Annotated in this window: 24 protein-coding genes and 1 tRNA gene; 9 read left to right on the top strand and 16 right to left on the bottom strand. The window is 69.3% G+C overall.

Annotated elements, in window-relative coordinates:
* Positions 1–137: 137 nt before the first annotated feature.
* On the bottom strand, positions 138–968 hold the full coding sequence (locus AXK60_RS14600; RefSeq protein WP_483368396.1) for a hypothetical protein: 831 nt from the start codon (positions 966–968) through the stop codon (positions 138–140).
* Positions 969–1,257: 289 nt separating this feature from the next.
* Here AXK60_RS14600 and AXK60_RS14595 point away from each other — a divergent pair, with 289 nt between their 5' ends.
* From AXK60_RS14595 to AXK60_RS14585, 3 genes are read left to right on the top strand one after another with little or no spacing between them, the layout of a single operon-like run.
* Complete coding sequence (locus tag AXK60_RS14595; protein ID WP_139057979.1) at positions 1,258–1,581, top strand: ArsR/SmtB family transcription factor; 324 nt, start codon at positions 1,258–1,260, stop codon at positions 1,579–1,581.
* Positions 1,582–1,974, top strand: a complete 393-nt coding sequence (locus AXK60_RS14590; protein WP_068571969.1) for an SRPBCC family protein — start codon at positions 1,582–1,584, stop codon at positions 1,972–1,974.
* 27 nt (positions 1,975–2,001) lie between these two features.
* Positions 2,002–2,688 (top strand): GNAT family N-acetyltransferase, encoded by a 687-nt coding sequence (locus AXK60_RS14585; RefSeq protein WP_068571966.1) that lies wholly within the window; start codon positions 2,002–2,004, stop codon positions 2,686–2,688.
* Here AXK60_RS14585 and AXK60_RS14580 read toward each other — a convergent pair.
* A complete protein-coding gene (locus AXK60_RS14580; RefSeq protein WP_068571964.1) occupies positions 2,685–3,815 on the bottom strand; it encodes a CopD family protein in 1,131 nt (376 codons plus the stop codon). The genes AXK60_RS14585 and AXK60_RS14580 overlap by 4 nt on opposite strands.
* 309 nt (positions 3,816–4,124) lie before the next feature.
* On the opposite strand from AXK60_RS14580, the gene AXK60_RS14575 reads away from it, so the two are divergent.
* On the top strand, positions 4,125–5,372 hold the full coding sequence (locus AXK60_RS14575; protein ID WP_231855476.1) for an MFS transporter: 1,248 nt from the start codon (positions 4,125–4,127) through the stop codon (positions 5,370–5,372).
* On the opposite strand, the gene AXK60_RS14570 is transcribed toward AXK60_RS14575, so the two are convergent.
* On the bottom strand, positions 5,306–6,160 hold the full coding sequence (locus AXK60_RS14570; RefSeq protein ID WP_068571962.1) for a sterol desaturase family protein: 855 nt from the start codon (positions 6,158–6,160) through the stop codon (positions 5,306–5,308). The genes AXK60_RS14575 and AXK60_RS14570 overlap by 67 nt on opposite strands.
* An 18-nt stretch (positions 6,161–6,178) precedes the next feature.
* Positions 6,179–6,880, bottom strand: a complete 702-nt coding sequence (locus AXK60_RS14565; protein ID WP_068572824.1) for a FadR/GntR family transcriptional regulator — start codon at positions 6,878–6,880, stop codon at positions 6,179–6,181.
* Positions 6,881–6,952: 72 nt separating this feature from the next.
* Here AXK60_RS14565 and AXK60_RS14560 point away from each other — a divergent pair, with 72 nt between their 5' ends.
* The gene (locus AXK60_RS14560) at positions 6,953–7,417 is read left to right on the top strand and encodes an NUDIX hydrolase (protein WP_068571960.1); all 465 of its coding nucleotides are present in this window, start codon (positions 6,953–6,955) and stop codon (positions 7,415–7,417) included.
* On the opposite strand, the gene AXK60_RS14555 is transcribed toward AXK60_RS14560, so the two are convergent.
* On the bottom strand, positions 7,332–8,747 hold the full coding sequence (locus AXK60_RS14555; RefSeq protein WP_068571958.1) for an MFS transporter: 1,416 nt from the start codon (positions 8,745–8,747) through the stop codon (positions 7,332–7,334). The two genes, AXK60_RS14560 and AXK60_RS14555, sit on opposite strands and share 86 nt — an antisense overlap.
* 61 nt (positions 8,748–8,808) lie before the next feature.
* Between AXK60_RS14555 and AXK60_RS14550 the strand changes: the two genes are divergently transcribed.
* Positions 8,809–9,321, top strand: a complete 513-nt coding sequence (locus AXK60_RS14550) for a winged helix-turn-helix transcriptional regulator (protein WP_068571956.1) — start codon at positions 8,809–8,811, stop codon at positions 9,319–9,321.
* 56 nt (positions 9,322–9,377) lie between these two features.
* Positions 9,378–9,785 carry an Rv0361 family membrane protein gene (locus tag AXK60_RS14545; RefSeq protein ID WP_068571954.1) on the top strand — a complete coding sequence of 136 codons (408 nt, stop codon included), beginning with the start codon at positions 9,378–9,380 and terminating at the stop codon, positions 9,783–9,785.
* A 42-nt stretch (positions 9,786–9,827) separates the two neighbouring features.
* Here AXK60_RS14545 and AXK60_RS14540 read toward each other — a convergent pair whose 3' ends face one another.
* The gene (locus AXK60_RS14540; protein WP_068571952.1) at positions 9,828–10,073 is read right to left on the bottom strand and encodes a DUF2630 family protein; all 246 of its coding nucleotides are present in this window, start codon (positions 10,071–10,073) and stop codon (positions 9,828–9,830) included.
* Between the two features lie 50 nt (positions 10,074–10,123).
* Between AXK60_RS14540 and AXK60_RS14535 the strand changes: the two genes are divergently transcribed.
* A complete protein-coding gene (locus AXK60_RS14535; RefSeq protein WP_068571950.1) occupies positions 10,124–11,176 on the top strand; it encodes a tellurite resistance/C4-dicarboxylate transporter family protein in 1,053 nt (350 codons plus the stop codon).
* Here the strand turns inward: AXK60_RS14535 and AXK60_RS14530 are convergent.
* From AXK60_RS14530 to AXK60_RS14515, 4 genes are all read right to left on the bottom strand, one after another.
* Complete coding sequence (locus AXK60_RS14530) at positions 11,149–12,222, bottom strand: LLM class flavin-dependent oxidoreductase (RefSeq protein ID WP_068572822.1); 1,074 nt, start codon at positions 12,220–12,222, stop codon at positions 11,149–11,151. The two genes, AXK60_RS14535 and AXK60_RS14530, sit on opposite strands and share 28 nt — an antisense overlap.
* 13 nt (positions 12,223–12,235) lie before the next feature.
* A complete protein-coding gene (locus tag AXK60_RS14525; RefSeq protein WP_068571948.1) occupies positions 12,236–12,793 on the bottom strand; it encodes a polyhydroxyalkanoate synthesis regulator DNA-binding domain-containing protein in 558 nt (185 codons plus the stop codon).
* 128 nt (positions 12,794–12,921) lie between these two features.
* Positions 12,922–13,179 (bottom strand): hypothetical protein, encoded by a 258-nt coding sequence (locus AXK60_RS14520; protein ID WP_068571945.1) that lies wholly within the window; start codon positions 13,177–13,179, stop codon positions 12,922–12,924.
* Between the two features lie 90 nt (positions 13,180–13,269).
* Positions 13,270–14,667 (bottom strand): DUF445 domain-containing protein, encoded by a 1,398-nt coding sequence (locus tag AXK60_RS14515; protein WP_068744719.1) that lies wholly within the window; start codon positions 14,665–14,667, stop codon positions 13,270–13,272.
* A 231-nt stretch (positions 14,668–14,898) separates the two neighbouring features.
* On the opposite strand from AXK60_RS14515, the gene AXK60_RS14510 reads away from it, so the two are divergent.
* Positions 14,899–15,876: an Abi-alpha family protein gene (locus tag AXK60_RS14510; RefSeq protein ID WP_068571941.1), complete on the top strand. Its 978-nt coding sequence runs from the start codon at positions 14,899–14,901 to the stop codon at positions 15,874–15,876.
* 56 nt (positions 15,877–15,932) lie between these two features.
* Here AXK60_RS14510 and AXK60_RS14505 read toward each other — a convergent pair whose 3' ends face one another.
* From AXK60_RS14505 to AXK60_RS14480, 6 genes are all read right to left on the bottom strand, one after another.
* A complete protein-coding gene (locus AXK60_RS14505; RefSeq protein WP_231855477.1) occupies positions 15,933–17,297 on the bottom strand; it encodes a DUF445 domain-containing protein in 1,365 nt (454 codons plus the stop codon).
* A gap of 196 nt (positions 17,298–17,493) precedes the next feature.
* The gene (gene ahpF, locus AXK60_RS14500) at positions 17,494–19,074 is read right to left on the bottom strand and encodes an alkyl hydroperoxide reductase subunit F (RefSeq protein WP_068571939.1); all 1,581 of its coding nucleotides are present in this window, start codon (positions 19,072–19,074) and stop codon (positions 17,494–17,496) included.
* Positions 19,075–19,202: 128 nt separating this feature from the next.
* On the bottom strand, positions 19,203–19,766 hold the full coding sequence (ahpC, locus tag AXK60_RS14495) for an alkyl hydroperoxide reductase subunit C (protein ID WP_068571937.1): 564 nt from the start codon (positions 19,764–19,766) through the stop codon (positions 19,203–19,205).
* 307 nt (positions 19,767–20,073) lie between these two features.
* The gene (locus AXK60_RS14490; RefSeq protein ID WP_139057978.1) at positions 20,074–21,261 is read right to left on the bottom strand and encodes a GGDEF domain-containing protein; all 1,188 of its coding nucleotides are present in this window, start codon (positions 21,259–21,261) and stop codon (positions 20,074–20,076) included.
* Between the two features lie 406 nt (positions 21,262–21,667).
* Positions 21,668–21,740, bottom strand: a tRNA-Ala gene (locus AXK60_RS14485).
* A gap of 90 nt (positions 21,741–21,830) precedes the next feature.
* Positions 21,831–22,571 carry a DsbA family protein gene (locus AXK60_RS14480; RefSeq protein WP_139057977.1) on the bottom strand — a complete coding sequence of 247 codons (741 nt, stop codon included), beginning with the start codon at positions 22,569–22,571 and terminating at the stop codon, positions 21,831–21,833.
* Positions 22,572–22,614: the final 43 nt, after the last annotated feature.

The raw sequence follows: 22,614 nt of genomic DNA, 5'->3' as shown, positions 1-22,614 counted from the left end.
AGCATGCTCGGCACGGAAGGGCGCCGAGCCGGAGTTCGGCAAGGGTTACACGGGGATTCACGCGCAGGGCAGCGACCGCACCGTTGCGTTCGCCGACCGTTCGCCCGGGCTTCGCCGCCCGGTCACCCCCGGCCGGGTCAGAGCAGTTCGGGACCGTCCGACGGTGCGCCGTTCGCCCCGGCGGGACCGGCACCGTCGTAGGGGGACGAGCCGCGGCGCGGCTCCCGGCCCTCGCGACCCTTGAGGATGCGCTTGGGAAGGCGATTGACCAGGTCGCTCATGGGGTTGACGGCGGCGGTCATCAGGGCGACCGCCTCGTTGAGCTCGGCCACCACGTCGGGGAGCTGGGAGACCGCGTCGAGGGTGCCGCCGGGGGCGATGGCGCGCTCGAGGGCGCCCTCCTGGCCGAGCAGCTGGTCGACGATGCCGCCGTCGGCGATCGCGCGGTCGATGATGCCGCCGGGCTCCGTGAGCTTGTCGATGAGGCCGTCCTGGCCGGTCAGCTTGTCGAGGACACCGTCCTTGGCGGCGAGCTTGTCGAGCACTCCGCCCTTCTCGGTGAGCTTGTCCAGCACACCGTCCTTGGTCATGAGCTTCTCGAGCACGCCGTCGGGCGCGGTGAGCTTGTCGATGACGCCGCCCTCGGAGGTGAGCCGCTCGAGGACGCCCTCCGACTCCGTGATCTGGTCGACAACGCCACCCGGGCGCGTGAGCCGATCCAGCGGGCCGCCCTCGGAGGTGAGGCGAGTGATCGGGCTGTCGTCCTTGGTCACCTGGTCGAGGAGGCCGCCCGACTCGGTGAGCTTCTCCAGCATGCCGCCGGGCTCGGTCAGTCGATCGACGACGCCGCCCTGCTTGAGCACGCGGTCCAGCGGGCCGCCGCGGGACAGGATGATCCCGACGGGGCGGTCGGGCTCGAGCAGCGAGGCGAGGCGCTGCAGGAGCTGCATCGGCGTGGCCGAGGACATCCCCGCCTCCACGTGCAGAGCGTTGCTCACCTCCGAGTCGACGTTCTGCACGGCGAACCGGGTGACGGCGACGCCGCCCTCGATCGCCGACATCGCGGCGTCCGCGGTCGAGAACACGACGCGCAGCGGTGTGGTGACGATGCCCTTGAGGTCCATAGCCGCCCATCGTAGGGGGCGGAGTGAGAGGAACGGCGAGGAATCCCCTCATTGGAGGACACCTGTGGGATCTCCCGACGGAAGCGTCGGAGAAAGTTGACATGTCGGGAACTCCCGACATATTCTGGCCCGCGTGACCACCGAGACCGAGAACACCGACCGGGTGTTCCTGGCGCTCGCCAATCCCGTTCGCCGCGAACTGCTTCAGATCCTGCGCACAGGACCGCTCGCCGCGGGCGAACTGAGCGAGCGGTTCACGCTGAGCCGGCCGGCGATCGCGGAGCACCTCAAGGTGCTGCGCGACGCCGGGCTGGTGGCGGATGCACCGTCGGGCCGGCGCCGCATCTACCGGCTCACGGCCGACCCCCTGGCGGACCTCGGCGACTGGTTGCACCCGTTCGAGAAGTTCTGGCGCGCACGGCTGTCCGCGCTCGCCGAGGTCGCAGAGGAGTTGTGAATGGCCACCATCGCACTGGATCAGTTCGTCGCCGCCCCGCCCGCCGCCGTGTGGCGCGCGCTCACCGAACCGGAGCTGGTGCGCCGGTGGTGGGCCGAGGGCGACATCGCCGCGGAGGTGGGCCACGAGTTCACCCTGGACATGCCGGGATTCGGGGCGCAGCCCTGCCGCGTCGTCGAATCCGTGCCGCCGGAGCGGTTCGTCTACACGTTCACTACGGAGTGGACACTCGCGTGGGAGCTGCGCGCCGAGGGGCGCGGCACCCGCGTCCTCCTCGAGCACAGCGGATTCGACCTCGACGACAAGCGGATGGCGGCCGCGTTCGAACGGATGGGTCCCGGCTGGCGCGATGTGGTGCTGCCGCGCCTCGCGGAGACCGCCGCCGCGCTCTGACCGCCGCGGGTCTGCGATGATCGGGTCGTGACCGAGCGCAACGTTCTCGCCGACCCCGTCAACGCCGCACTGTCGGGCCCGCACGCGCGGTTCCGGGTGAGCTCGGGCCGGATCCAACGGTACCGCCCCGACGTCTCGGTGTTCTTCGGGCATCCGCGCGAGCTCACCCCCGAGGACTACGCCGACATCGCCGCTCTCGCCGAGCACAACGGGACGGTGCTGCTGCGCGACCGTGCGACGCCGCTCCCCGCGGGCTGGACGGTGATCGAACGGATCGGCCTGGTCCAGTACGACGGCAGCGCCGTCGAGACGGACACCGAACCGGAGGCGGTGCGCCTCACCGCCGCAGACGTCCCGGAGATGACGGCGCTCGTCGAGCGGACCAAGCCCGGCCCCTTCCTTCCGCACACCGTCGACCTGGGCACGTACCTCGGGATCCGGGACGCCGACGGTGCCCTCGTCGCGATGGCGGGCGAGCGCATGCACCCCGCGGGGTGGACCGAGATCAGCGCGGTGTGCACCGCTCCGGAGGCTCGCGGCCGCGGACTCGCCTCCCGCCTCATCCGCGCCGTCGGGCAGGGCGTGCGGGACCGCGGCGAGACGCCCTTCCTGCACACGTCGGACGACAACCCCGCGCAGAAGCTGTACGACGCCATGGGATTCGTGCACACGAGCACGGTGCCGCTCGAGGTGATCCGGGTCCCGGCCGGCTAGGACACGGCCGCGGCGCGGGGCGCGCCCACCCGGACCGCGGCGACACAGGCGCCGACGAGCAGCGCCACCAGGAGCGCCCCGATGCCGAAGGTCTCCCAGTCGAACGGGCCGGCCGCGGCACCGTCGGCCTGCTTGCGCGCGGACCCGGACAGGAAGGGCACGATGAGCAGCACGCCGACGCCCGCGACCGCCTCGGCGGCGACGACCTTGGGGAAATGGTACAGGGCGAGCCGGACGACGGTGTCGTCCTCCCCCGCGAGCCGGGCCCGCGCGATCGCGGGAATGAGGACGCGCACGTTGTAGACGCCGGCGCCGATCATCGTCGCCACCAGTACCAGCTTGATCAGCAGGTAGCGCCCGTACGGGGTCGTGACGAACTGAGCGAAGGACCCCACGTGCACCCACGCGAGCCACAGGCCGCTCGTGGCGATCGCGACCACCGCACCCATCGCCCAGACGCTGAACCGGGCCCACATCCGCTCGAAGGCGCCGGCACCGTCGAGGCCGGTGCTCCGGGCGAGCAGGCCCGCCGCGCCCAGGACGAACACACCGCCGAGCCAGACGATGCACGCGAGGATGTGGGTTGCCGTGAGCACCGTCTTCGCGCCGGCGTCGAGCGAGGAGATCGCCGTGGTGGCGCTCGGCAGCATCGCGGTGACCACCGTGAGCACGAGGCCGATTCGCGACGCGATCGCGAGCACGCCGCCGCTCATCCGAATCGTGGCGGCGATCAGGAGCGCCACGACGAGGAACGCCGCCAACTGGATCGTGGACATCACCGCGGACGAGATCCAGGCGCCCTTCTCCCTGGGCAGCGCCAGGTACGCGCCGAAACGCGCGGGCGAGAGCGACTCACTGAACGAGTAACCGAGCGTGGTCCGCGCGATCCGGGCCGCGTACTGCAGGTACCCCGCCACGGCGACGACGACGGCGATCGGCACCGCCAGCGAGCGGACGCTGCGTTCGGCTCCCCCACCGCGGGCGTACGCCGGCACCAGGAACGCGAGCGCGAGGAAGAATCCGCTGGCGAGGGCGAGGCCGGCGAAGTACCCGACCTCCGTCAGGATGCGCCAGAGCGGAGGGGCGGCCGGAGCGGCCGCCGCGAGATGCAAGGTAAGGCTCGTCATAGTCGAGTGAGAGTAGCCTTACTTATCCACTGTGACCAATCGGGCAAAACACCTCCCGACCAGCGGTTTCATTAGTTTCAACAACGTGTCCGGTTCGTCGTGATCGGCGCGATGGCCCGAGAATTGATAGGATGTTTCGGCTGCGGCCGACGCCGCAGCGAGAACCCGTGTATCTACCTGGCACGGCCTGCGGGCACCCAAGGCGGCACGTCGAGCGATGCGGCCGGGCGCCGCGGAAGGGCCCCTTCGGTGACCGCCACCATGTCCCACGAATCCTCCCCCCAGACAGCCGGATCGAAGGATCCGTCGATGCTGTCGATCGCGGGCCCCACCTACTTCCCGATCGCGCTGGTGGCCCGGCTGCCCTTCGCGATGATGGTGGTCGGCGTGCTCACCCTCGTCGTCACGGGCCGGGACTCGCTGGCATTCGGCGGACTGAGCTCGGCGATGGTCGGCATCGGTTCCGCCGCAGTCGGACCGCTCGTGGGTGCGGCGGCGGACCGGTTCGGGCAACGCCGCGCGGTCCTCGCGGCGGGGATCGTCAACAGCCTCGCGCTGCTCCTCATGGCGTGGGTCGTATTCAGTCCGCTGCCGGGCTGGGCGGTGCTCGCCTCCGCCGCGCTCGTCGGCGCCAGTGCGCCCCAGGTCGGCCCGATGTCGCGGAGCCGGGTGGTCACCATGATCACCACGAAACTGCCCGAAGGTCGCCGCGGGCGCACCCTCCTCTCGATGATGGCGTACGAATCCGCCGCCGACGAGGTGATCTTCGTCTTCGGCCCCGTCATCGTGGGAATGCTCGCCACCACGATGTCGCCGGCCGCGCCGATGATCGGCGCAGCGGCACTGACGATCCTGTTCGTGGGCGCGTTCGCCCTCCACCCCACCGGCCGCGCGACCGACCAGCACGCCGCCGGCACCGTCGAACAGGCCCCGGCCCGCGAGCTGCGCGACCCCGCCCTGGTCACCGTCGTAGCGGGAGTGTTCGGCGTGGGGCTGTTCTTCGGCTTCACCCTGACCGGTCTCACCGCGTTCATGCGGGACGCCGGCAACGCCGAGGCGGCCGGCCTGTTCTACGGGGTGATGGGCGTCGGATCGGCCGCCCTCGCACTCGGATCCGCACTCCTGCCCGACGCGTTCACCCTCGGTCGGCGGTGGATCACCTTCTCCCTCGCCATGGTCGCCGGCGCGTCGCTCATCGCGGCCGCTCCGTCTCTGCCCTGGCTCGTCGCGGGGCTCGCCGTCGCCGGGATCGGCGTGGGCCCCACACTGGTCACCGAGTTCAGCCTGGGTGCCGCCCGGAGCCCCCGCGGCCGGTCCGCCACCGTGATGACGATCCTCGGGTCCGCGATCATCCTCGGTCAGTCACTGGCCTCCGCGGTGAACGGCGAACTCGCGGAACGGTTCGGCACCGGAGTGGCGCAGTGCATGCCGCTCGTCGCGACCCTCATCGTGCTGAGCGCGGGCCTCGTCAACGCGGGCCTCACGCGGCGTCAGTCGGAGGCGGCGACGCGCGCGGGCGAGGGCGAGGGCGACCAGCCGGGCCCCTTCGCCACGTAGCCCCACCGCTCGCGCCAGGAGCTCGCCGCGCGCAGGTCCCGCCAGATGGACGTGTACTCGTGCGTCGCGACCCGCAGCGGGTTGTGGGTGTCGATGTTCTTCGTCAGACCGAAGCGCACCCGCTCCCCCTCCGGCTCGAAGGTCTTCAGCAGCCGGTCCCACACGATGAGGATTCCACCGTAGTTGCGGTCGAGGTACGCCGCGTTCGAGCCGTGGTGCACGCGGTGGTGCGACGGGGTGTTCATCACGAATTCGATCGGGCGCCACAGCTTCCCGACCCGTTCGGTGTGGATGAAGAACTGGTAGAGCAGGCTCACCGATTGCTGCAACAGGATCATCCACGGCGGAATGCCGATGAGCGCCAGCGGGATCCAGTAGGGCAGTGCGGTGAACGGCGTCCAAGTCTGGCGCAGCGCCGTGGACAGGTTGTAGAAGCGGCTCGAATGGTGCACGACGTGGCTGGCCCAGAGCACCCGCACCGTGTGATGGGTGCGGTGGTACCAGTAGTAGGCCAGGTCGTCGGCCAGGAACAACAGCACCCAGGTCAGCGGATTCATGGCCGGGAGGTGCACCGGCGCCAGGAGGTACGCGCCGGCCAGCGCAGCGAGCACCACCAGCTTCCAGCCCAGGTTGATGACCACGTTCCCGATGCCCATCGTCAGGCTGGTGCGCGAGTCCCGCAGGTCGTACCCGAGTTCGTCGTCGTCCGGCAGGAACCGGAACGAGAGGTACTCGAGCACGAGGCAGAGCACGAACACCGGGATGGCGGCGCGGATGAGGTCGAACACGGTGGTACCTGTGTCTTTCTAGGAGCTCGCCGCAGCGGCGTCGAGGGCGGAGACTATGCCCGCCAACAGTTCTGAGGTCTTGACATAAGCCGCGTCGGCATCGCCGTCGGCGATGCTCGCGGCGAGATCCAGGTGCGCCTGGCGGTCCAGCAGCTCACCGTCGAGCCCGAGGGCGCCGAAGGTCCGCTCCCCCACGCCCCGCATGCCCGCGAGCAGCGTGTTGAGCGCGAGCCGGTACGCGAGGTTGCCGGAGCCATCGATGACGGCGATCCAGAAGGCGGCGTCCGCGGCGTACCCGCCGTCCGGATAGCCCTGCGCGAGTTCGACGATCACGGCCCGGTGCGCCGCGCTCGCGCGGTCCGCGCACAGCCGCGCCGCGTCGGCGGCGATCGCGCGACGCATCTCGGTGACATCACGCAGCACGCGCAGAGGCGGCACGACGCCGGCGGCGGCGACGGCACTGAGCACGTCGAGCCCGGCACTCTCCCGCCAATCCAGCACGCGGGTCTTGCCGCCCTGCGCGATCTGGACCAGCCCCGCCTGGCGCACGCCCTTGAGCGCCTCGCGCACGGCGTGCCGGTTCACGCCGAGCCGCTCGGCGAGGTCGCGCTCCCCCGGGAGCGCGTCGCCCGGGGCGAGCCGGCCGGACAGGATCTCGTCGACGAGTCGCGCGAGCACCTCGTCCGAGACCGCGGTCCTGGCGATGGGGGTGACGTCCATGCGGAGCAGCATGGCACCGCGACCCCTCTCTGGTCAACTGGTTGGACCAGTTGTGTGATCTAGGCTGCCGCTATGACCACGACCAGCGCCGGACTGCTGCTGTACCGCCGCGACGGCGGCGCCGTCGAGGTGCTCATCGGGCACATGGGCGGCCCGTTCTGGGCACGCAAGGACGCGCACGGATGGTCGATCCCCAAGGGCCTCTACACCGCGGAGGAGCCCCTCGCGGCGGCGGAGCGCGAGTTCGCCGAGGAGCTGGGCTCGCCGGCGCCGGCGGGGCCGACGGTGCCGCTGGGCTCGGTCCGGCAGTCCGGCGGCAAGACGGTGACGGTGTTCGCGCGGGAGGGCGACTTCGACGCCGCCGCGATCACCTCGAACGCGTTCGAGCTGGAATGGCCGCGCGGCTCCGGCCGGATGCGGACCTTCCCGGAGATCGACCGTGCGGGCTGGTTCAGCCTCGACGAGGCTGCGACGAAGCTGGTGAAGGCGCAGTCGGCGTTCCTGGACCGATTGCGGGAGCACCTGCCCGAAGCGTGAGCAGGCCGGCTCCGGCGGCGCACACGAGCGAGGCCACCGCGGCGGCGAGCGCGATGCGGTTCCAACCGGCGATCGCGTCGGGTGCCCCTGCGGCGAGCACGCCGGCGATCGTGATGCCCAGCGCCGAGCCGACGTAGCGGGCGGTGTTGTTGACGCCGCTGCCCATCGCGGCGTCGCCCGCCGGGACGCTGGCGATCGCCTCGCGGGCGAGGCCCGTGTTCAGCAGTCCGGATGCGATGCCCGCGACCACGAACCCGGGGATCAAGCGCGCGGGCGGGGCGCCGTCGGACATACCCGACATGAGGAGCAGGCCCAGCGCGACCCCGGCCAGTCCACCGACCAGGTGCACACGGCCCGAGACCACGCCGGCGAGGCGCGAGAAGCCGAGAGCGGCCACGGCGCTCGTGCCGGCCCACACCGCGAGCAGGCCGCCCGCCTGCAGGGTGCTCAGCCCCAGACCGTGCACCACGAAGGTGCCGGAGTACGACATCGCGGAGATGATGCCGATGCCCGTGCCCAGACCGGCGACGGTCGCCGAGAGGAAGCGCCGGCGCCGGAAGAGCACCGAGTCGACCAGGCGCGCGGAACCGTACCGCTGGCTCGCGACGAGCGCAGCAGTGAGGACGACCGCGGCGACGGCGAGGGCGATAGCCAGGCCGGCATCCCGCGCGCGGACCTCGACGAGCGCTGCGACCGCAGCACTCAGGGCTGCCGTGAGCAGCACGAAGCCGAGAACGCTCTGCGCGCGATCGGGGTTGTGCGGCGGCTGCGCCGGGATCCGCCGCGCCGAGACCCACAGCGCCGCACCGGCAGCCGCGAGGACGAGGTAGAACACACGCCAGGCCTCCACGAGATCGAGTGCACCGGTGAGGATCGGACCGAGGGCGATGCCCGCGCCCATCGACGAGCTCCACCAGACGGCGGTGCGGGCGCGGTGGCCGTCGTGTTCGCTGACCGCGGCGACCAGGCCGAGCCCCGTCGCGATCATGCCCGCGGCGCCGATTCCCGCCACGATGCGAGCGGCGACGAACAGCGGCGCGGTCGCGATCACCGCGCACGCCAGGTTCGCGGCGACGAAGACGGCCGCACCGGCGAGGAAGACCCGGCGGTGACCGATCCGGTCGGCGACCACTCCCGCCGTGACCAGCGCCGCAGCGAGCCCGACGCTCATCGACGCGAGGATCCAGGTGGCGCTCGCCGGACCGGCGCGGAGCGCCGTGTTCAGCGTGACCGCGTTCCCCAGCGGCCCCGAATAGGCGAGCATCGCCACGAGGGTGCTGGCGGCGACGGTCGCCAGCACCCGACCGAACGACGATTCCAGTCTGTTCATGAGACTTATCATGGCGTAATTCGAGTCTGTTCACAAGACTGGACTCGCGTACGATGAGGCCATGGCTCTGGGAACCGGGTACGACGCGCAGGGCTGCTACCTCGCACGCGCCCTCGAGGTCGTGGGCGAGCGGTGGACGCTACTGATTCTGCGCGACCTCTTCTTCGGCGTGCAGCACTTCACCGACCTGCTGGCACACCTGGACGTCTCCCGCGCCGTGCTCACCGATCGTCTGGAGACACTGGTCAGCGCCGGCGTCCTCGCTCGAAGGCGGGAGGGGCGCACCGTCGAATACGAGCTGACCGCCGCAGGAGAGGACCTGTGGCCCACCGTCTACAGCCTGATCCGGTGGGCCGAACGCCACCTGGAGGCGGACTTCCCGGGCCGGGCGTTCGCGCACGTGACGTGCGGCACCGACATCGAGGAGTCGGGTCTGTGCTCGCACTGCGGCGTCGTCCCGGCGGTGCGCGACCTGGACGCCCGCCCGCGCCCCGGATTCAACCCACGACAGCGCGACGATCCGGTGGCGGTCGCACTGCGCGAACGGCACCGGATGCTGACACCGTTGCCCTGAGAACGCCGCCGGCGGCGGCACCGCACGCGGACACGGCCCGGGTTACAGTCTCTCGCATGAATCGGACACCCCTGCGCGCCTGCACCGCCGTCGGCCTCGCCGCCTTCACCGCGATCACCCTCGCCGCCTGCGGCGACGCCAAGAGCGACGCTCCGCAGACCAGCCCGGAGGAACAGATCAAGCAGGTCACCACCACCTACGTGCAGGGGCAGAGCGGCAAGGACGCCGACAAACTGCGCGCCACCTCGTGCAAGGAGATGATCGATCAGGAGATCTCGACGATGAACGACGAGGGCAACCCGCAGTCGGTCACCCTCGACGGCATCGCCGATGTGAAAGTGGACGGCGACAAGGCCACCGCGCAGGTCACCATGACCGCGACCTTCGCCGGCAAGCCGCAGCAGAAGAAGACCGGCACGTTCGAGTACGTCAAGGAGGACGGCTGGCGGGTCTGCCTGCGGTAGCTCCCCCAAGCGGGAAGCCGCGCCGACATCGCCCGGGATCCGTCAGTTGCGGTAGTTCTCCACGGTGTTCACCGACCGGGCCTGCGCGCCGTCCGGATTCTCGCCGAACTCGCGCCGCGCCCGGCGCTGCCGCAGGAGGTCCCAGGCCTGATCGAGCTGGGTCTCGAGCACCTGTAGGCGCGCGTGCTCCTCGCTCTCGGTGATCTCGCCGGCCTCGAGCCGCGTGCGCAGGTCGTGCTCCTCGGCGATGAGCGAATCGATCCGGGTGTGAATGGCGTCGTCGGTCATCTTTCGATCCTGCCACCGATCGCCGGATCGCGTGGGCCACAATCATGAGGGTGTTCTCCCTCGCGCTGCACCGCCTGATCGCCCCGCCTCCCGGGCATGCACTCGGACGGTTCGCGTTCGTGATGGCCACCGGGATCGTCGGGACGTTGGTGCACTCCGCGGGCGCGACGGTGCCCGGCGACGCGCTGTTCGTCGTCGCCGCACTCGCCTACGTCACTCTCGCCGCGATCGGGTTCGCCCGCATTCGCGGCGTCGCGGCGATCAAGGCCGAGATCGCGGCCGCGGGCTTCACGGCGATGACGGTGCCCGCGGGGACGTCCGTGCTCGCGGGATACCTCGCACTGCGCGGCGCGACGGGGGCCGCACTCGCGGTCGGCGCGGTCGCGCTGGCCACCTGGCTGACGCTGGGGTATCTCGTTCCGGCGCAACGGGTCCTGGACAACACCGCGGCAGCGGAGGACGGCGACCGGCTGCGCGGCTCCGACGGGACGTGGTTCCTGTGGGGCGTGTCCACGCAATCCGTGGCGGTGGTGGCGGGGCTACTGGCGCTGCTGCTGCCCGGTCACGGCTTCGGCGTCGTCGCGACGTTGTGGTGGGGCCTCGGGATGGCGCAGCTGATCCTGGTCGCAGCGCTGGTGGCGGCGCGGATGATGCTCTCTCCGTTGCGGCCGGGCGACGAGGTCGCGCCCTATTGGGTGTTCTTCGGTTCGGCCGCGATCTCCGTCCTCGCCGGGGCGGAACTGGCCGTGCTCCCCGAGGGGGAGCGAATCCTCGCTCCCGAGTTCGTGAACGCCGTATGCGTGTGCCTCTGGGCGTTCGCGACCTGGCTCGTGCCACTGCTGGTCGCGCTGACGGTCTGGCAGTGGCGCCGCACCCCCGAGGCGGGCTTCGTACGTCTCGCGCTGTGGTCGATCGTGTTCCCGATCGGCATGTACGGGCAGGCCACGCTGCGCCTCAGCGGTGCCGCGGACCTGTCGTGGATGGCCCCCATCGCCCACGCCGACGCCTGGATCGCCCCGACCGCCTGGCTCGCCGTCGCCACGGGGATGTTCGCGCTCGCCCGCCGCGGCCGCGACTACGCCACCGGCGGCTCCAGCGCGTAGTGCCGCGCCACGAGTTCGACGGTCCGCCGGTGCCCGGCGCGGGAGGGTCCCATCGGGACCAGCATGATCTCGTCGACGCCGGTCCGCGCGTGCATCCGCTCCAGTCGGGCGCCGATGTCGGCGGCGGTGCCGCCCCAGAAGCGGTCGGCGTAGCCGTCGAGCACCCGCCGCTCCTCGGGAGTGGCGTCGTGCGCTGCGATCTCGTCGGGCGGGAGGAGCGTGTACGGGGCGCGTTGGATCATCCGCAGCATCGCCAGGGCGGCACTGTCGACCTGCCGCCGAGCCGCAGCCGGATCGTCGTCGACCACCACGGGGACGCTCGCGAGAGCGTGAGGAGCGGCGAGGGCGGCGGACGGCCGGAACTCGTTGCGGTAGACCTCGAACGCCTCCGCAGGGTCGGCGCCACCGAACTGCAGTGCGAAGGCGTACGGGCGCCCGAGCCTGCCTGCGAGCTGCGCCGAGGACGGTGACGTGCCGAGGATCCACACCTGCGGCGCCGTCGCGGGCGGGGGCACACGGTTCTGCGCGGCCTGCCACGGGCCGGGCACGGCGTGGACCTCGTGATACGGATGCCCGGGCGGGAAGCGATCGGCGAGGAACGCGAGCAAATGCACTGTCAGTTGCGGGAACTCGTCGTTGCCGGCAGGGTGCCGGCGCAGCGCCGCGGCGGTCGGCGCGTCGGTGCCGGGCGCGCGGCCGAGACCCAGATCGATGCGGCCCGGGGCCAGCGCGTCGAGCATCGCGAACTGCTCGGCGACCACCAGAGGAGCATGATTGGGCAGCATCACGCCGCCCGCCCCGAGCCGGATCCGCTCCGTCTCCGCGGTCAGTCGCGCGAGCATCAACTGCGGCGACGGGGTGGCAGCGGCCGGCATCGCGTGGTGCTCGGACATCCAGAACCGGTGGTAGCCGAGCCGATCCGCCAGGCGCGCCAACGCGATCACCTCGCGATACACGTCGCCGACCGCGCTCCCCACGGCGGTGTGCGCGTTGTCCAGCACGGACAGCGCGAACGGCGCGGTGCCCGAACGAGGTCCGACATCCATCGACGCCACGGGACTACTCCGCGCGGTCGGTCTTCTCCTTGAGCAGGAGCGTGACCGCCTCGGTCAGCGCGCTCACCTGCTCCCGGAGCTCGCGGATCTCCTCGTCGCGCTGGTCGTCGTCGCCCTCCCCCGCATCGGCTTTCGCCGTGGCGGACTTCGACTTCGACTTTCGGCCGACCTTGGACTTCTTCGGTTCGGACTTCTTCACCGGCGCCTCCGCGCCGTCGGGCTCCGGACCGGGGGCGGGCGCACCGTCGGACTCCTGGGACTGCGCCGACAGCCCGTCGACGACGGACTGGGCGACCCCGGCGGGCGCGCGGAGCAACTCGGCGAGCAGGCTGGACGCACCGGATCCGGCGACGCGAGGACGACTCTGCGCCTGGCGCCGCAGGAGTTGCGCGAGCACCTCATCGGTGCGATCAGTGCCGACGTCGTGGTCGCGCACGACGATGCGGACGCCGGAGTCGAGCAGTGACGCGATCTCGTCGAGCGTGGTGAACCTGCGCCGGACCGAGTCGTACAGCTTGCGATTCGAGTACCGCTTGATCAGGTACGGTTCGTCGTCGCTCATGACCCCTCCTCGTCGGGCGTCGCCCGGTCCCGAGCCTACCGCCGGGGACCCGAACGCAGAATCACCCGGGACCCGCACGGCGGGTACCCCGGGTGATCCTCGAAGATCGTGGGAATCGAGCTCCCGAGTCACTTGGCCTTGGTGACCTTGGAGAGCTTCTTGACCTGGTCGTTCAGGTTCTCCGTCTGCTTGCGCAGGTTCTTGATGTCCTTCTTGGCGATCTTGTTGACACCCTTACGGGCGCTCTTCTCGGCGCTCTCGACGTTCTCGATGAGGTTGTCGACGAGGTCCTTGGTGTTGCCGACGACGCCGGAGAGGAACTTGCTGATCGACGGCTCGGTGGCGGCCTTCTTCGACGTGGTGCTGTTGCCCATGATGTCCTCCATGCTGTGTTCGTTTCTTACGCGTTTGCGTAATGAAGAAATTACGCGGCGCGTAAATATTACGCAATGCGTTGTGATGCAGCTCACATCTCATCAGTGGGTCAGATGCTCCACCAGCACGACCTGCAGCTCGCCGACCAGGAAGCCGAGGATCGCGCCGACCACGATCAGCGTCCGCTCGTCGGCCTGGAACGCCGGCCGCAACACACCCTCGAACTCCTCCGGCGTCATCGCCGCCATCTTCTCGGCCATGATCGGCTGGATCTCCATGGCGCGGGTGAGGTAGTCCTCCGCACCGGTCAGCACCTTCGGCAGCACGGCGACCATGTCGGACGCGGCGGCCTGGCACATCGACTGCACGTGCACGACGTCGAGACCGAACCCCGTGGCCCCGCGGACCGGACTGCTCAGCACCCCCGAGACCAGTCCCAGCAGTCCCCCGACCGGGAGCTCGTCCGCGTCACCACCGAGCGCGCCGAGCCCCGGCAGTGCCTCGAGGCCCAGGTCCTTGAGGACCGGCATCGCCGCCGCATCGATCCCGGCGAGCTGCTCCAGGTCACCGAGACCGTCGCGGAGCGCGTCCTCGATCACGTCCGCGACCACCAGCACCACCTTCGGCGAGTTCTTCCCGGTGAACACCGCACGCATCAGGCGGTCGGAGGTCAGGACTCGCGTGGCGATGAGAGTGCCGTACTCCTGCGAGACCGGGATGCGATGCTTGAGGAACAGTCCCTGCCAGGTGATCACGCCCAGGTACTTCGTGGGCACCTTCGGGTTGAAGATCAGCCGCAGCGCCGCCCAGTCTGTGAACCAGCCGGTGAAGAGGCCGAACAGGGGCATCACGTACGGATTGTGGAACAGCGCCCACACCAGCAACTGCACGAGGCCGATGCAGAAGCCGAACACCAGGCCGCTGCGCCGGATGAACGCGAACTCGCGGCGCCCGACGTCGAGGAACATCGATTCCAGCGTGTCCGGGTCGGCGAGGAACTCCTCCGTGACCATCGCCTTGAGGTCGAAGAGCTCGTCGACGTCGTCGGTGATCGCCTCGGTGATGCGGACGACCACGTCGGGTGCGGCGTCCTGCACCCGTTCGATGACGAGGTCCTGCGCGACCGGGGGCAGAACATGCCACAGCGTGGGCTGGTACTCGGGCAGTACATCGCGCGCGATCCGCGCCACTTCGGCGCGGAGCGGCCGCTCGACCAGCGCCGCGACCTCGGCACCGTCGACCTTCTCGGCGATCTCTCGGGCGGAGATGAGGCGCCCCGTGAGAGTGTCGCAGAGGACGTCGACCATCTGCTGCGAACGCCGCGGGATGATGCCCTGCCAGCCGAGCTTCCCGATGCCCTTGAACCGCTGCGGCCGGAACATCATCTTGATCGCGACCAGCTTGGTGCCGTAGCCGATGAGAGCCGCGATGATCGGCATGGAGACGTAGACCGGCCAGTTCCGGCCGAAGTCGGAGACGATCTCTGACCAGGACTGCATGGACACCTCCGGGTTGCGCAGTGCCTCGTATTGTGTGCGTGCGAAGGCAGTGCCCGTGGCGGTTCGGCGGAGTTCGCACCAGCCCCAACTGCGCCTGTCGTGGCCGTCGATCGATGAACCTCGCACCGCTGCGAAGCCATCCCTTCGCCGCAGGTTCTCAGCGGAAAACGTCCGGGCGGGCGGCGGCCTGGCTAGCATGAACGGGCCGGGCCATCGACGGGCGGGAATCAGATGTCGGACAAGGGTAAGAAGCACAAGAAGTCACCGACCGACGGGTCGCCGTCGCAGGACGACGCCGCACGCGGCGACTCCCCCCGGCCACGCGGCGGTCTGGGGGGCATCCCCCTCTTCGGCCAACTCGCCGAGGGTCTCACGGCACCACTCGAGCAGATCACCGGGGCCACGCTGTCGGACGCCGTCGGCAAACTGAGCGACACCGCGCTGCCGATCGTCGAGCCCGTCCTCGAGCCGGCCACCACGATGGCCACCGCCGCGGTCGCCCCACTCCAGCAGGGCGCGGAAGCGCTCGGCCTGGGCGACATCACCGGGCTCGTCGACGGCGGCCTCCTCGGCGGCCTCGGATCGGCGCGGCGGTCGTCGCCAGCGGGCCTGCGCAAGCGGGGCAACGCGCTCATCCGGCTCTCGCAACGTCCGAACAAGGGACTCGAGGACCATCACCCGTCCTTCGGCCACATCGTCGACCAGTTGCTCCCCGACGAGGCCCGCATCCTCCGATTCATGGGCAAGGCCGGCACCCAGCCGCTCATCGACGTCCGCACCAAGACGCTCTTCATGATCGGCTCCGAACTCCTCCTCGGCGACCTGTCGATGGTCGCCGAGATGTCCGGTTGCGAACGGCCGGAACAGGACCGGAGCTACTTCGCGAACCTGCACCGGCTCGGACTGCTGGAGATGTCCGACGAGCCCGTGGACGACTACCGCCGGTACGCGCTCCTCGAGGTGCAGCCGGCCGCGGTGCACGCGATCGAGAGCGTGAAGAAGGCGCACACGATCTTCCGGAGCATCCGGATCACCGCGTTCGGTTCGCAGTTCATCGGGATGGCGTTCGACCTCGACGAGTACAACGCCGGCGGATGGGCCGACGACGGTCGCCGGGACAAGTACCTCGGCAAGCGCGGACCGCACGGCAGGAAGCTGACGGGCCCCGGGAACGGGACGCGCTCGCAGGAGCTCGCCGACGCCGGCTGAGCCCCTACCCGACGGGCGGAGGGGCACCGTCGGGCCCGAGAGCGGAACCGACGCGCTCAGGCCCCGAACAGGAAGATGTGCGCGCCGCCGACGAAGACGCCGAGCAGCCCGCCGTGCGCGTACAGCAGCCAGGCGTCCTGCTCGATCGCCGCGTACAGCATCTCGCTGAACTCGGAGGGCTTGAGCTCGCGGAACTTCTTCGTGGAGAACGCGGCGATCTTCTTCGCCTTCTCCTCGTTGAACTCCTTGTCGTAGAACAGCTCGGGCGTCAGGTCCACGATCTCCTGGCTGACCTTGCGCTCGAGCAGGTCGAGGTCGACGATGCCCATGGTGCGGCCCACCGTGGTGGCGACCGGCGTGAAGATCGCGTCGAGCTCCTCCGAGATGACCTCGGCGAGATACGCGGCCGTCTTGTCGCCGCTCGCGCCGAACAACAGCTCGTGCGAGAAATTGCTGACGGTGAGAACCTTCTCCGACATCATGTCCGCGACCTGCGCCGCGGCCTCGTGCTGACGCTTCGGGAAGATCCCCTGCTTCCACAGGTACTTGTACCGAGGCTGCGGATCGCCGGGCTCGAAGACGATCTTGATCGCGAGGATGTTCACGATCACGCCGATCATCGCGGCGCCGCACAGCACCACCAGCCACGACGGGATCGCGCTGAGCACGGGCGGATGTGACATGTGCACCCAGGACAGGTACAGCGCCAGCGGGATGCCGAAGAAGAACCCGAGGGCGCCGATCTTCACCATGAACCGCAGCTCCGGCTTGCCCATGCCCTGGAAGATCTCGCTGAGGACCGCCGGGTTGCGCCGCAGATGATTGACGGTCATCAGCTTGACGTCGAGCAGCTCGTCGATGTGCTCGCCCACCCGCTGGAACGCGCGCTGCGAGATCTGCGGTACGCGCTTGTCGATGGTCGCGATCACGTTGTCCTGCAGGGGCGCCGGCATCGTGTCCCACAGCCACTTGTACTGCGTCTCGATCGCGTCGACGGCGATGCGGCGGACGTGCGGCCTGGCCTCGCGGGCCATGAACTCCGCCATCTTGTCGGGTTCGAGCTCCTGGTAGAACGTGCCCACGCTGCCGATCCGCGAGATCGACATGTCCACGAGGAGGCTGGCCATCTTCTCCGCGCGACACGGGATGAAGCCCTGGAAGCCGAGGATCCCGCCCGGCGCGAAGATCGGCAGGATCTGGACCTTCCGCGGCAGCAACCGGAACAGGGCCGCGAGGCCGGGCACGTAGAACCCGGTGAAGTTGCTGGGCGAGAACAGCATGATGACGCCGGTCCAGTTGGTGATCAGGCCGGCGATCGCGCTGAAGATCGGGATGCTCACGATGTCGATCACGAACTTCGACTGCCCGGTGAGGCTCTCCCAGTCGATGATCCCCGAAACCGCCATCATGTCGGTGTGCATCCGTGCCAACTCCCGCCTGACCACGGCACGGCCGGTGAAGTCCGTGCTAGACGACCCGCCGGGCTGTCCCAGGGATCGTTGGAGCCAATGTCTGCCAACTCAGAAATTAGCTGGCCGACGGCACCCGTGTCCGGGCTTTCACCGAAGCGAACGAGGGGCCGAGCGCACGGCCCGGCCCCTCGTCATGATCAGGGAGTCAGCCGACGGTGGCGGACTCCGCCGGGACGTCCGTACGGATGATGTGATCGAACGCGCTGAGGGCCGCCGTCGCGCCCGACCCGGCGGCGACGACGATCTGCTTGAACGGCACCGTCGTGCAATCCCCGGCCGCGAAAACGCCCGGGAGCGAGGTGCGCCCGGCCCCGTCGACGACGATCTCGCCGCGCGGGCTCAGCTCCAGCGTTCCCTCGAGCCACTCGGTGTTCGGTAGCAGGCCGATCTGGACGAAGACGCCGTCGAGCTCCAGCGAGTGGGCCTCGTCGGTGGTGCGGCTCTTGTGGTTCAGCCCGGTCACCTTGGCGCCGTCGCCGACGACCTCGGTGGTCATCGAGCTGACCAGAACGTCGACGTTGGGCAGGCTGCGCAGCTTGCGCTGCAGCACCTGGTCCGCCCGCAGCTCCGAGTCGAACTCGATGAGGGTGACGTGGGAGACGATGCCCGCGAGGTCGATCGCGGCCTCGACGCCCGAGTTGCCGCCGCCGATGACGGCGACGCGCTTGCCCTTGAACAGCGGACCGTCGCAATGCGGGCAGTAGGTGACACCCTTGTTGCGGTACTCCGCCTCGCCGGGGACGTCCATCGAGCGCCAGCGGGCGCCCGTCGAGATCACGACGGTGCGCGAGCGCAGCTCGGCGCCGCTCGCCAGGCCGACGGAGATCATCCCCGACTCCTCGTCGCGGCTCAGCGTCGCGCCGCGCTGGGTGTTCATGATGTCCACGTCGTACTGGCGGACCTGGCTCTCCAACTCAGCCGCGAACCGCGGGCCCTCGGTGTACGAGACCGAGGTGAAGTTCTCGATCGCCATGGTGTCGAGGACCTGGCCGCCGAACCGCTCGGCGACGACGCCGGTGCGAATCCCCTTGCGGGCGGCGTAGACCGCGGCGGTCGCGCCGGACGGACCGCCGCCGACGACGAGCACGTCGAACGGATCCTTCTCACCCAACGACGCGGCGGTGCGCTCGGCGGCGCCGGAGTCGAGCTTGCCGACGATCTGCTCGAGGTTCATCCGGCCGGAGTCGAAGAGCTCGCCGTTGACGAACACCGTCGGGACGGCCATCACGCGGCGGCTGTCGACCTCGTCCTGGAACAGCGAACCGTCGATCGCGGTGTGGGTGATCCGCGCATTGAGGACGGACATCAGGTTCAACGCCTGCACGACGTCGGGGCAGTTCTGGCAGGACAGCGAGAAGTACGTCTCGAAGTGGTACTCCCCCTCGAGGTCGCGCACCTGCTCGAGCAGGTCGGCCGCCTCCTTCGACGGGTGGCCGCCCACCTGGAGCAGCGCCAGCACGAGGGACGAGAACTCATGCCCCAGCGGGATTCCCGCGAACTGCACTGCGATGTCGGTGCCGGCGCGGCGGATCAGGAACGACGGGGTCCGCGGGTCGTCGCCCGTCCGGTCGTGCCGGATGTGATCGGACATGCCCGCGATCTCGTCGAGGAGCTCCACGAGCTCGGCCGACTTGGGGCCGTCGCCCGGCGTCGAGACGAGCTCGACGGGCATCGTGACGTTGGCGAGCAGGCCCTTGAGTTGGGTGGCGAGTGCGGCTTCGAGCATGGTGATCCGATCCTCTTGTTCCTGTGAGATGCGAGCGAGGTGGCAGCACGGCCGCGGAGCGGGTGGTGATCCCCGCCCCGCGGATGTGCCGAACGACGAGAGCCCGGTGGGTGTTCGGGCCTCGGCGACTAGATCTTGCCGACGAGCTCCAGCGACGGAGCGAGGGTCTCGGCGCCCTCTTCCCACTTCGCGGGGCAGACCTCGCCCGGGTGCGAGCGCACGTACTGCGCGGCCTTGACCTTGCGGACCAGCTCGGCGGCGTTGCGACCGATGCCCTCCGCGGTGACCTCGGTGAACTGGACGACACCGTCGGGATCGACGAGGAAGGTGCCGCGGTCGGCCAGGCCCTGACCCTCGCGGAGCACCTCGAAGTCGGTGCTGATCTGCAGGCTCGGGTCACCGATCATCGCGTACTCGATCTTGGCGATGGTGTCCGAGGAGGCGTGCCACGCCTTGTGGGTGAAGTGGGTGTCGGTCGAGACCGAGAACACCTCGACGCCCAGGCCCTGCAGCTCCGCGTAGTGATCGGCGAGGTCGCCGAGCTCGGTCGGGCACACGAAGGTGAAGTCCGCCGGGTAGAAGTAGAAGACGGCCCACTTGCCCGCGATGTCCTGGTCGGAGACGGTGACGAAGTCGCCGTTCTTGAATGCCTCGGCGGTGAAGGGCTTGATCTGCTTGTTGATCAGCGACACGTGCGTCCTCGTTTCGTTCGGTACCTGTGGGTTCGCGATCGACAGTAGGTCGGATGAATTTATCGGACAAGTCGATTCGTCCTGGGACAGTCATCACCGATACCTATCAACCCAGTTGGAGGGCTTGCGGCGCGCCAATCACACGCTGGTGATTCTCATCACGACCGCATCCGCTTGACGTCTGACGCACGCGGCATCGCCGTCATCACAGCAGGTCAACCAGGTGATCTTCGCCATCCGCCGACGATGCCGCGCCGCCGTCCGGACGCGACGTCACCTCCGCCACACCGCGCGGATCGTGGACGGGTCAGCTCGCGCGCGCCTCGGTCGGCGTCCGCCGGCGCCGGCACTGACGGCCGGTCCGCCCCACGACGGGAGCGACGCGCTCGACGTCGACCGGGACCACCCCCAGCGCCGGATAGTCGAGCACCGTCGAGATCACGACGGGCTGCTCGCCCCGCTTCGCCTCGTACATCGCCTCATCCGCGCGGTTCAGCAACAGACTGACGGCGGCCTCCTCATCGGCGACCGCGATGTCGCCGATCGCCACCCCGATACTGGCGGTGACCGGCACTCCGGCAAGACCCGCTTCGGATTCGATGGACCAGTGGATCCGGTTGGCGATCCGCACATAGCGCGATCGAGCTCGACCGGCCATGAGGACCACGAACTCGTCGCCACCGAGCCGTGCCACGAGCCCGCCCTGAGTCACGTCGCGGAGGACGTCGGCGACGCGCGTGAGGACGGCGTCGCCGGCCTCGTGTCCGTGCACGTCGTTGATGGCTTTGAAGTCGTTGACGTCCACCAGCATCAACGCGACCGACACCTCCCGCCTGCCCGCCGCGCGATTGGTGATCTTGACTCCCGTCGCGCGATGGAACCCTCGACGGTTCAGGGTCCGCGTCAGCGGATCGGTGTCGGACTCGGTGGCGTCCTGGGAGAGGAAGGCGAGGCCGATCTGCACGGAGGCCGGCACCGCGATCGTGGTGATCCCCAGCAGTGTCACCTTCAGGGCGGTCTCCGGCCAGCCGTACGACTGATACAAACCCACCGCGAACACCGCGATCGCGACCGCGCAGATCCCGGCGTTCGCCATGAACTGCGCCGGCGACAGCACGAACGCGACGAAGATCGCGACGAGGGTGAGCGCCGACAGCCCGAAGGCGTCGGCCATCACGTCGAGGTCGGTCGCCGAGACGGCGACGATCAGGATGTCGGAGGTCACCACGAAGACCATGGCACCGGATTCGGACGGAACCGGCCGCACCTGCCACCGCATCGCCCAGAAGAGGCCGGTCACGGCGCCGATCACCTGCACGACGACGTAGAAGCTCGGAGCGTCGGCCTGATCGACGAGGAGCAGGTTCGCCGCGAGCCCACCGAGGACGAGCGCGCAGGCGCTGACGACGAGCTGGAAGCCGCGGAGCAGTCCCCTACTGTCGAAGTAGGCGATGCGCTGCTGATAGTCGGGCCCGCCGCGCCACCAGGTCGTCACGATGTGCCTGATCTGGAGGAACAGTCTGATGCACGCCGATCTCACGACAACACTCGAGCATCGACAACCACGGTCAGCATCGGCGAGTTCTCCACCAACGCCCCCTCACTATTCGCACCATCGGACACCTGGCTCTTCGTAGTGAAACACATGGGCGTTACTGAACATATGTAGTGATATCGCAAACGCTGTGTGGGGTCGCAAGATGCTTGAGTCTTCAAGCAGGTCAGCACCGCCGGGTAGCGGCGGCTCCACCTCGGGCGCCGGAAGAGATTCATCCGTTCGGACTACACGACGACGGTGCCGGGTCCGCCTTCTCGAGGCGGACCCGGACGGGGTCGGAGGCGGGCGGACACGAAGGAGCCCCCTCCGAGAATCTCGGAGGGGGCTCTCTTCTGCGAACCTGTGGAGCTAAGGGGACTCGAACCCCTGACCCCCACACTGCCAGTGTGGTGCGCTACCAGCTGCGCCATAGCCCCGTATTACGTTGTTCACCTGCGGTTTCCCGCCCGGAGAACATTACAGGAGCCAGCTCGCGTGCACCAAATCGGCTGGTCAGCGGTTGTTTCTCACTTGAGCAGGTTGGCGAGGTCGTCGCCCTTCAGGTCGACGATCTTCCCGTCGTGCACAACGGTGGGCGTGCCCTGGCTGCCGATGGACGTCATGAGGGAGAAGTTCTCGCTCGCGCTCGACTTGCCGTCGGCGGTGTACTTGCCCTCGGTGATCGCCGCGGTCACGTCGGCCGGCAGGTCGACGCCGAGACTCTTCGCGCCCCCGGCGAACATCGTGGCCATCTCGGCGTTGGTCTTGTCGCCCTTGCCCTCCTCGGGCTGCTGCGCGTACATCACGGTGTGCGCGCCCATCAGTGCCTTCTGCTTCTGATCGTCGGGGAGGGACGACCGGGAGATGGCCAGCATCGCACCCACAGCGCGGTCGGAGTAGTCACCCGACGGGCTGTTGCGGTCGAGGAAGTTCACCATGAAGTACCGCGCCTGCACCTTTCCCGCCTCGATCGCCGCCGTGATCTTGGCACCGTACTGGTTCTCCAGGCTGGCGCACGCGGGGCAGTACGGGTCCTCGAAGAAGGTCACCTTGGTCGGGGCGTCGTCCTTGCCGAGGACGAAGGTCGGCGTTGCGGCGTTCAGCTTGCTCGCGACCTGGTCCGAGGGCTTGTCCGAGTTCTTGCTGACCAGCAGCACGCCGCCGATGACCACCACGATCACGACCAGGACGGCGATGCCGCCCAGCACGTAGGTCATGGTGTTGGACTGCTTCACAGGAACGTACTTGGCGTTCTTAGGCTTGCTCACGCCGACCACAATAGCTGCAGTCGGCGAGTTCCCAGGTCAGACG

The organism is Tsukamurella pseudospumae, from assembly GCF_001575195.1.
GTDB lineage: Bacteria > Actinomycetota > Actinomycetes > Mycobacteriales > Mycobacteriaceae > Tsukamurella > Tsukamurella pseudospumae.
Note: the sequence above shows the minus strand (reverse complement) of the source record. Positions and strands in the feature narration are given on the sequence as shown.

Coding starts and splice junctions, on each gene's coding strand:
- AXK60_RS14565 (WP_068572824.1), bottom strand. CDS start 6,880: ATGGACGTCACCCCCATCGCCAGGACCGCGGTCTCGGACGAGGTGCTC.
- AXK60_RS14505 (WP_231855477.1), bottom strand. CDS start 17,297: ATGCACACCGACATGATGGCGGTTTCGGGGATCATCGACTGGGAGAGC.
- AXK60_RS14550 (WP_068571956.1), top strand. CDS start 8,809: ATGGCTCTGGGAACCGGGTACGACGCGCAGGGCTGCTACCTCGCACGC.
- AXK60_RS14545 (WP_068571954.1), top strand. CDS start 9,378: ATGAATCGGACACCCCTGCGCGCCTGCACCGCCGTCGGCCTCGCCGCC.
- AXK60_RS14540 (WP_068571952.1), bottom strand. CDS start 10,073: ATGACCGACGACGCCATTCACACCCGGATCGATTCGCTCATCGCCGAG.
- AXK60_RS14580 (WP_068571964.1), bottom strand. CDS start 3,815: ATGACGAGCCTTACCTTGCATCTCGCGGCGGCCGCTCCGGCCGCCCCT.
- AXK60_RS14530 (WP_068572822.1), bottom strand. CDS start 12,222: ATGGATGTCGGACCTCGTTCGGGCACCGCGCCGTTCGCGCTGTCCGTG.
- ahpF (WP_068571939.1), bottom strand. CDS start 19,074: ATGCTCGAAGCCGCACTCGCCACCCAACTCAAGGGCCTGCTCGCCAAC.
- AXK60_RS14525 (WP_068571948.1), bottom strand. CDS start 12,793: ATGAGCGACGACGAACCGTACCTGATCAAGCGGTACTCGAATCGCAAG.
- AXK60_RS14600 (WP_483368396.1), bottom strand. CDS start 968: ATGTCCTCGGCCACGCCGATGCAGCTCCTGCAGCGCCTCGCCTCGCTG.
- AXK60_RS14555 (WP_068571958.1), bottom strand. CDS start 8,747: ATGAACAGACTGGAATCGTCGTTCGGTCGGGTGCTGGCGACCGTCGCC.
- AXK60_RS14510 (WP_068571941.1), top strand. CDS start 14,899: ATGTCGGACAAGGGTAAGAAGCACAAGAAGTCACCGACCGACGGGTCG.
- AXK60_RS14590 (WP_068571969.1), top strand. CDS start 1,582: ATGGCCACCATCGCACTGGATCAGTTCGTCGCCGCCCCGCCCGCCGCC.
- AXK60_RS14515 (WP_068744719.1), bottom strand. CDS start 14,667: ATGCAGTCCTGGTCAGAGATCGTCTCCGACTTCGGCCGGAACTGGCCG.
- AXK60_RS14520 (WP_068571945.1), bottom strand. CDS start 13,179: ATGGAGGACATCATGGGCAACAGCACCACGTCGAAGAAGGCCGCCACC.
- AXK60_RS14575 (WP_231855476.1), top strand. CDS start 4,125: ATGCTGTCGATCGCGGGCCCCACCTACTTCCCGATCGCGCTGGTGGCC.
- AXK60_RS14560 (WP_068571960.1), top strand. CDS start 6,953: ATGACCACGACCAGCGCCGGACTGCTGCTGTACCGCCGCGACGGCGGC.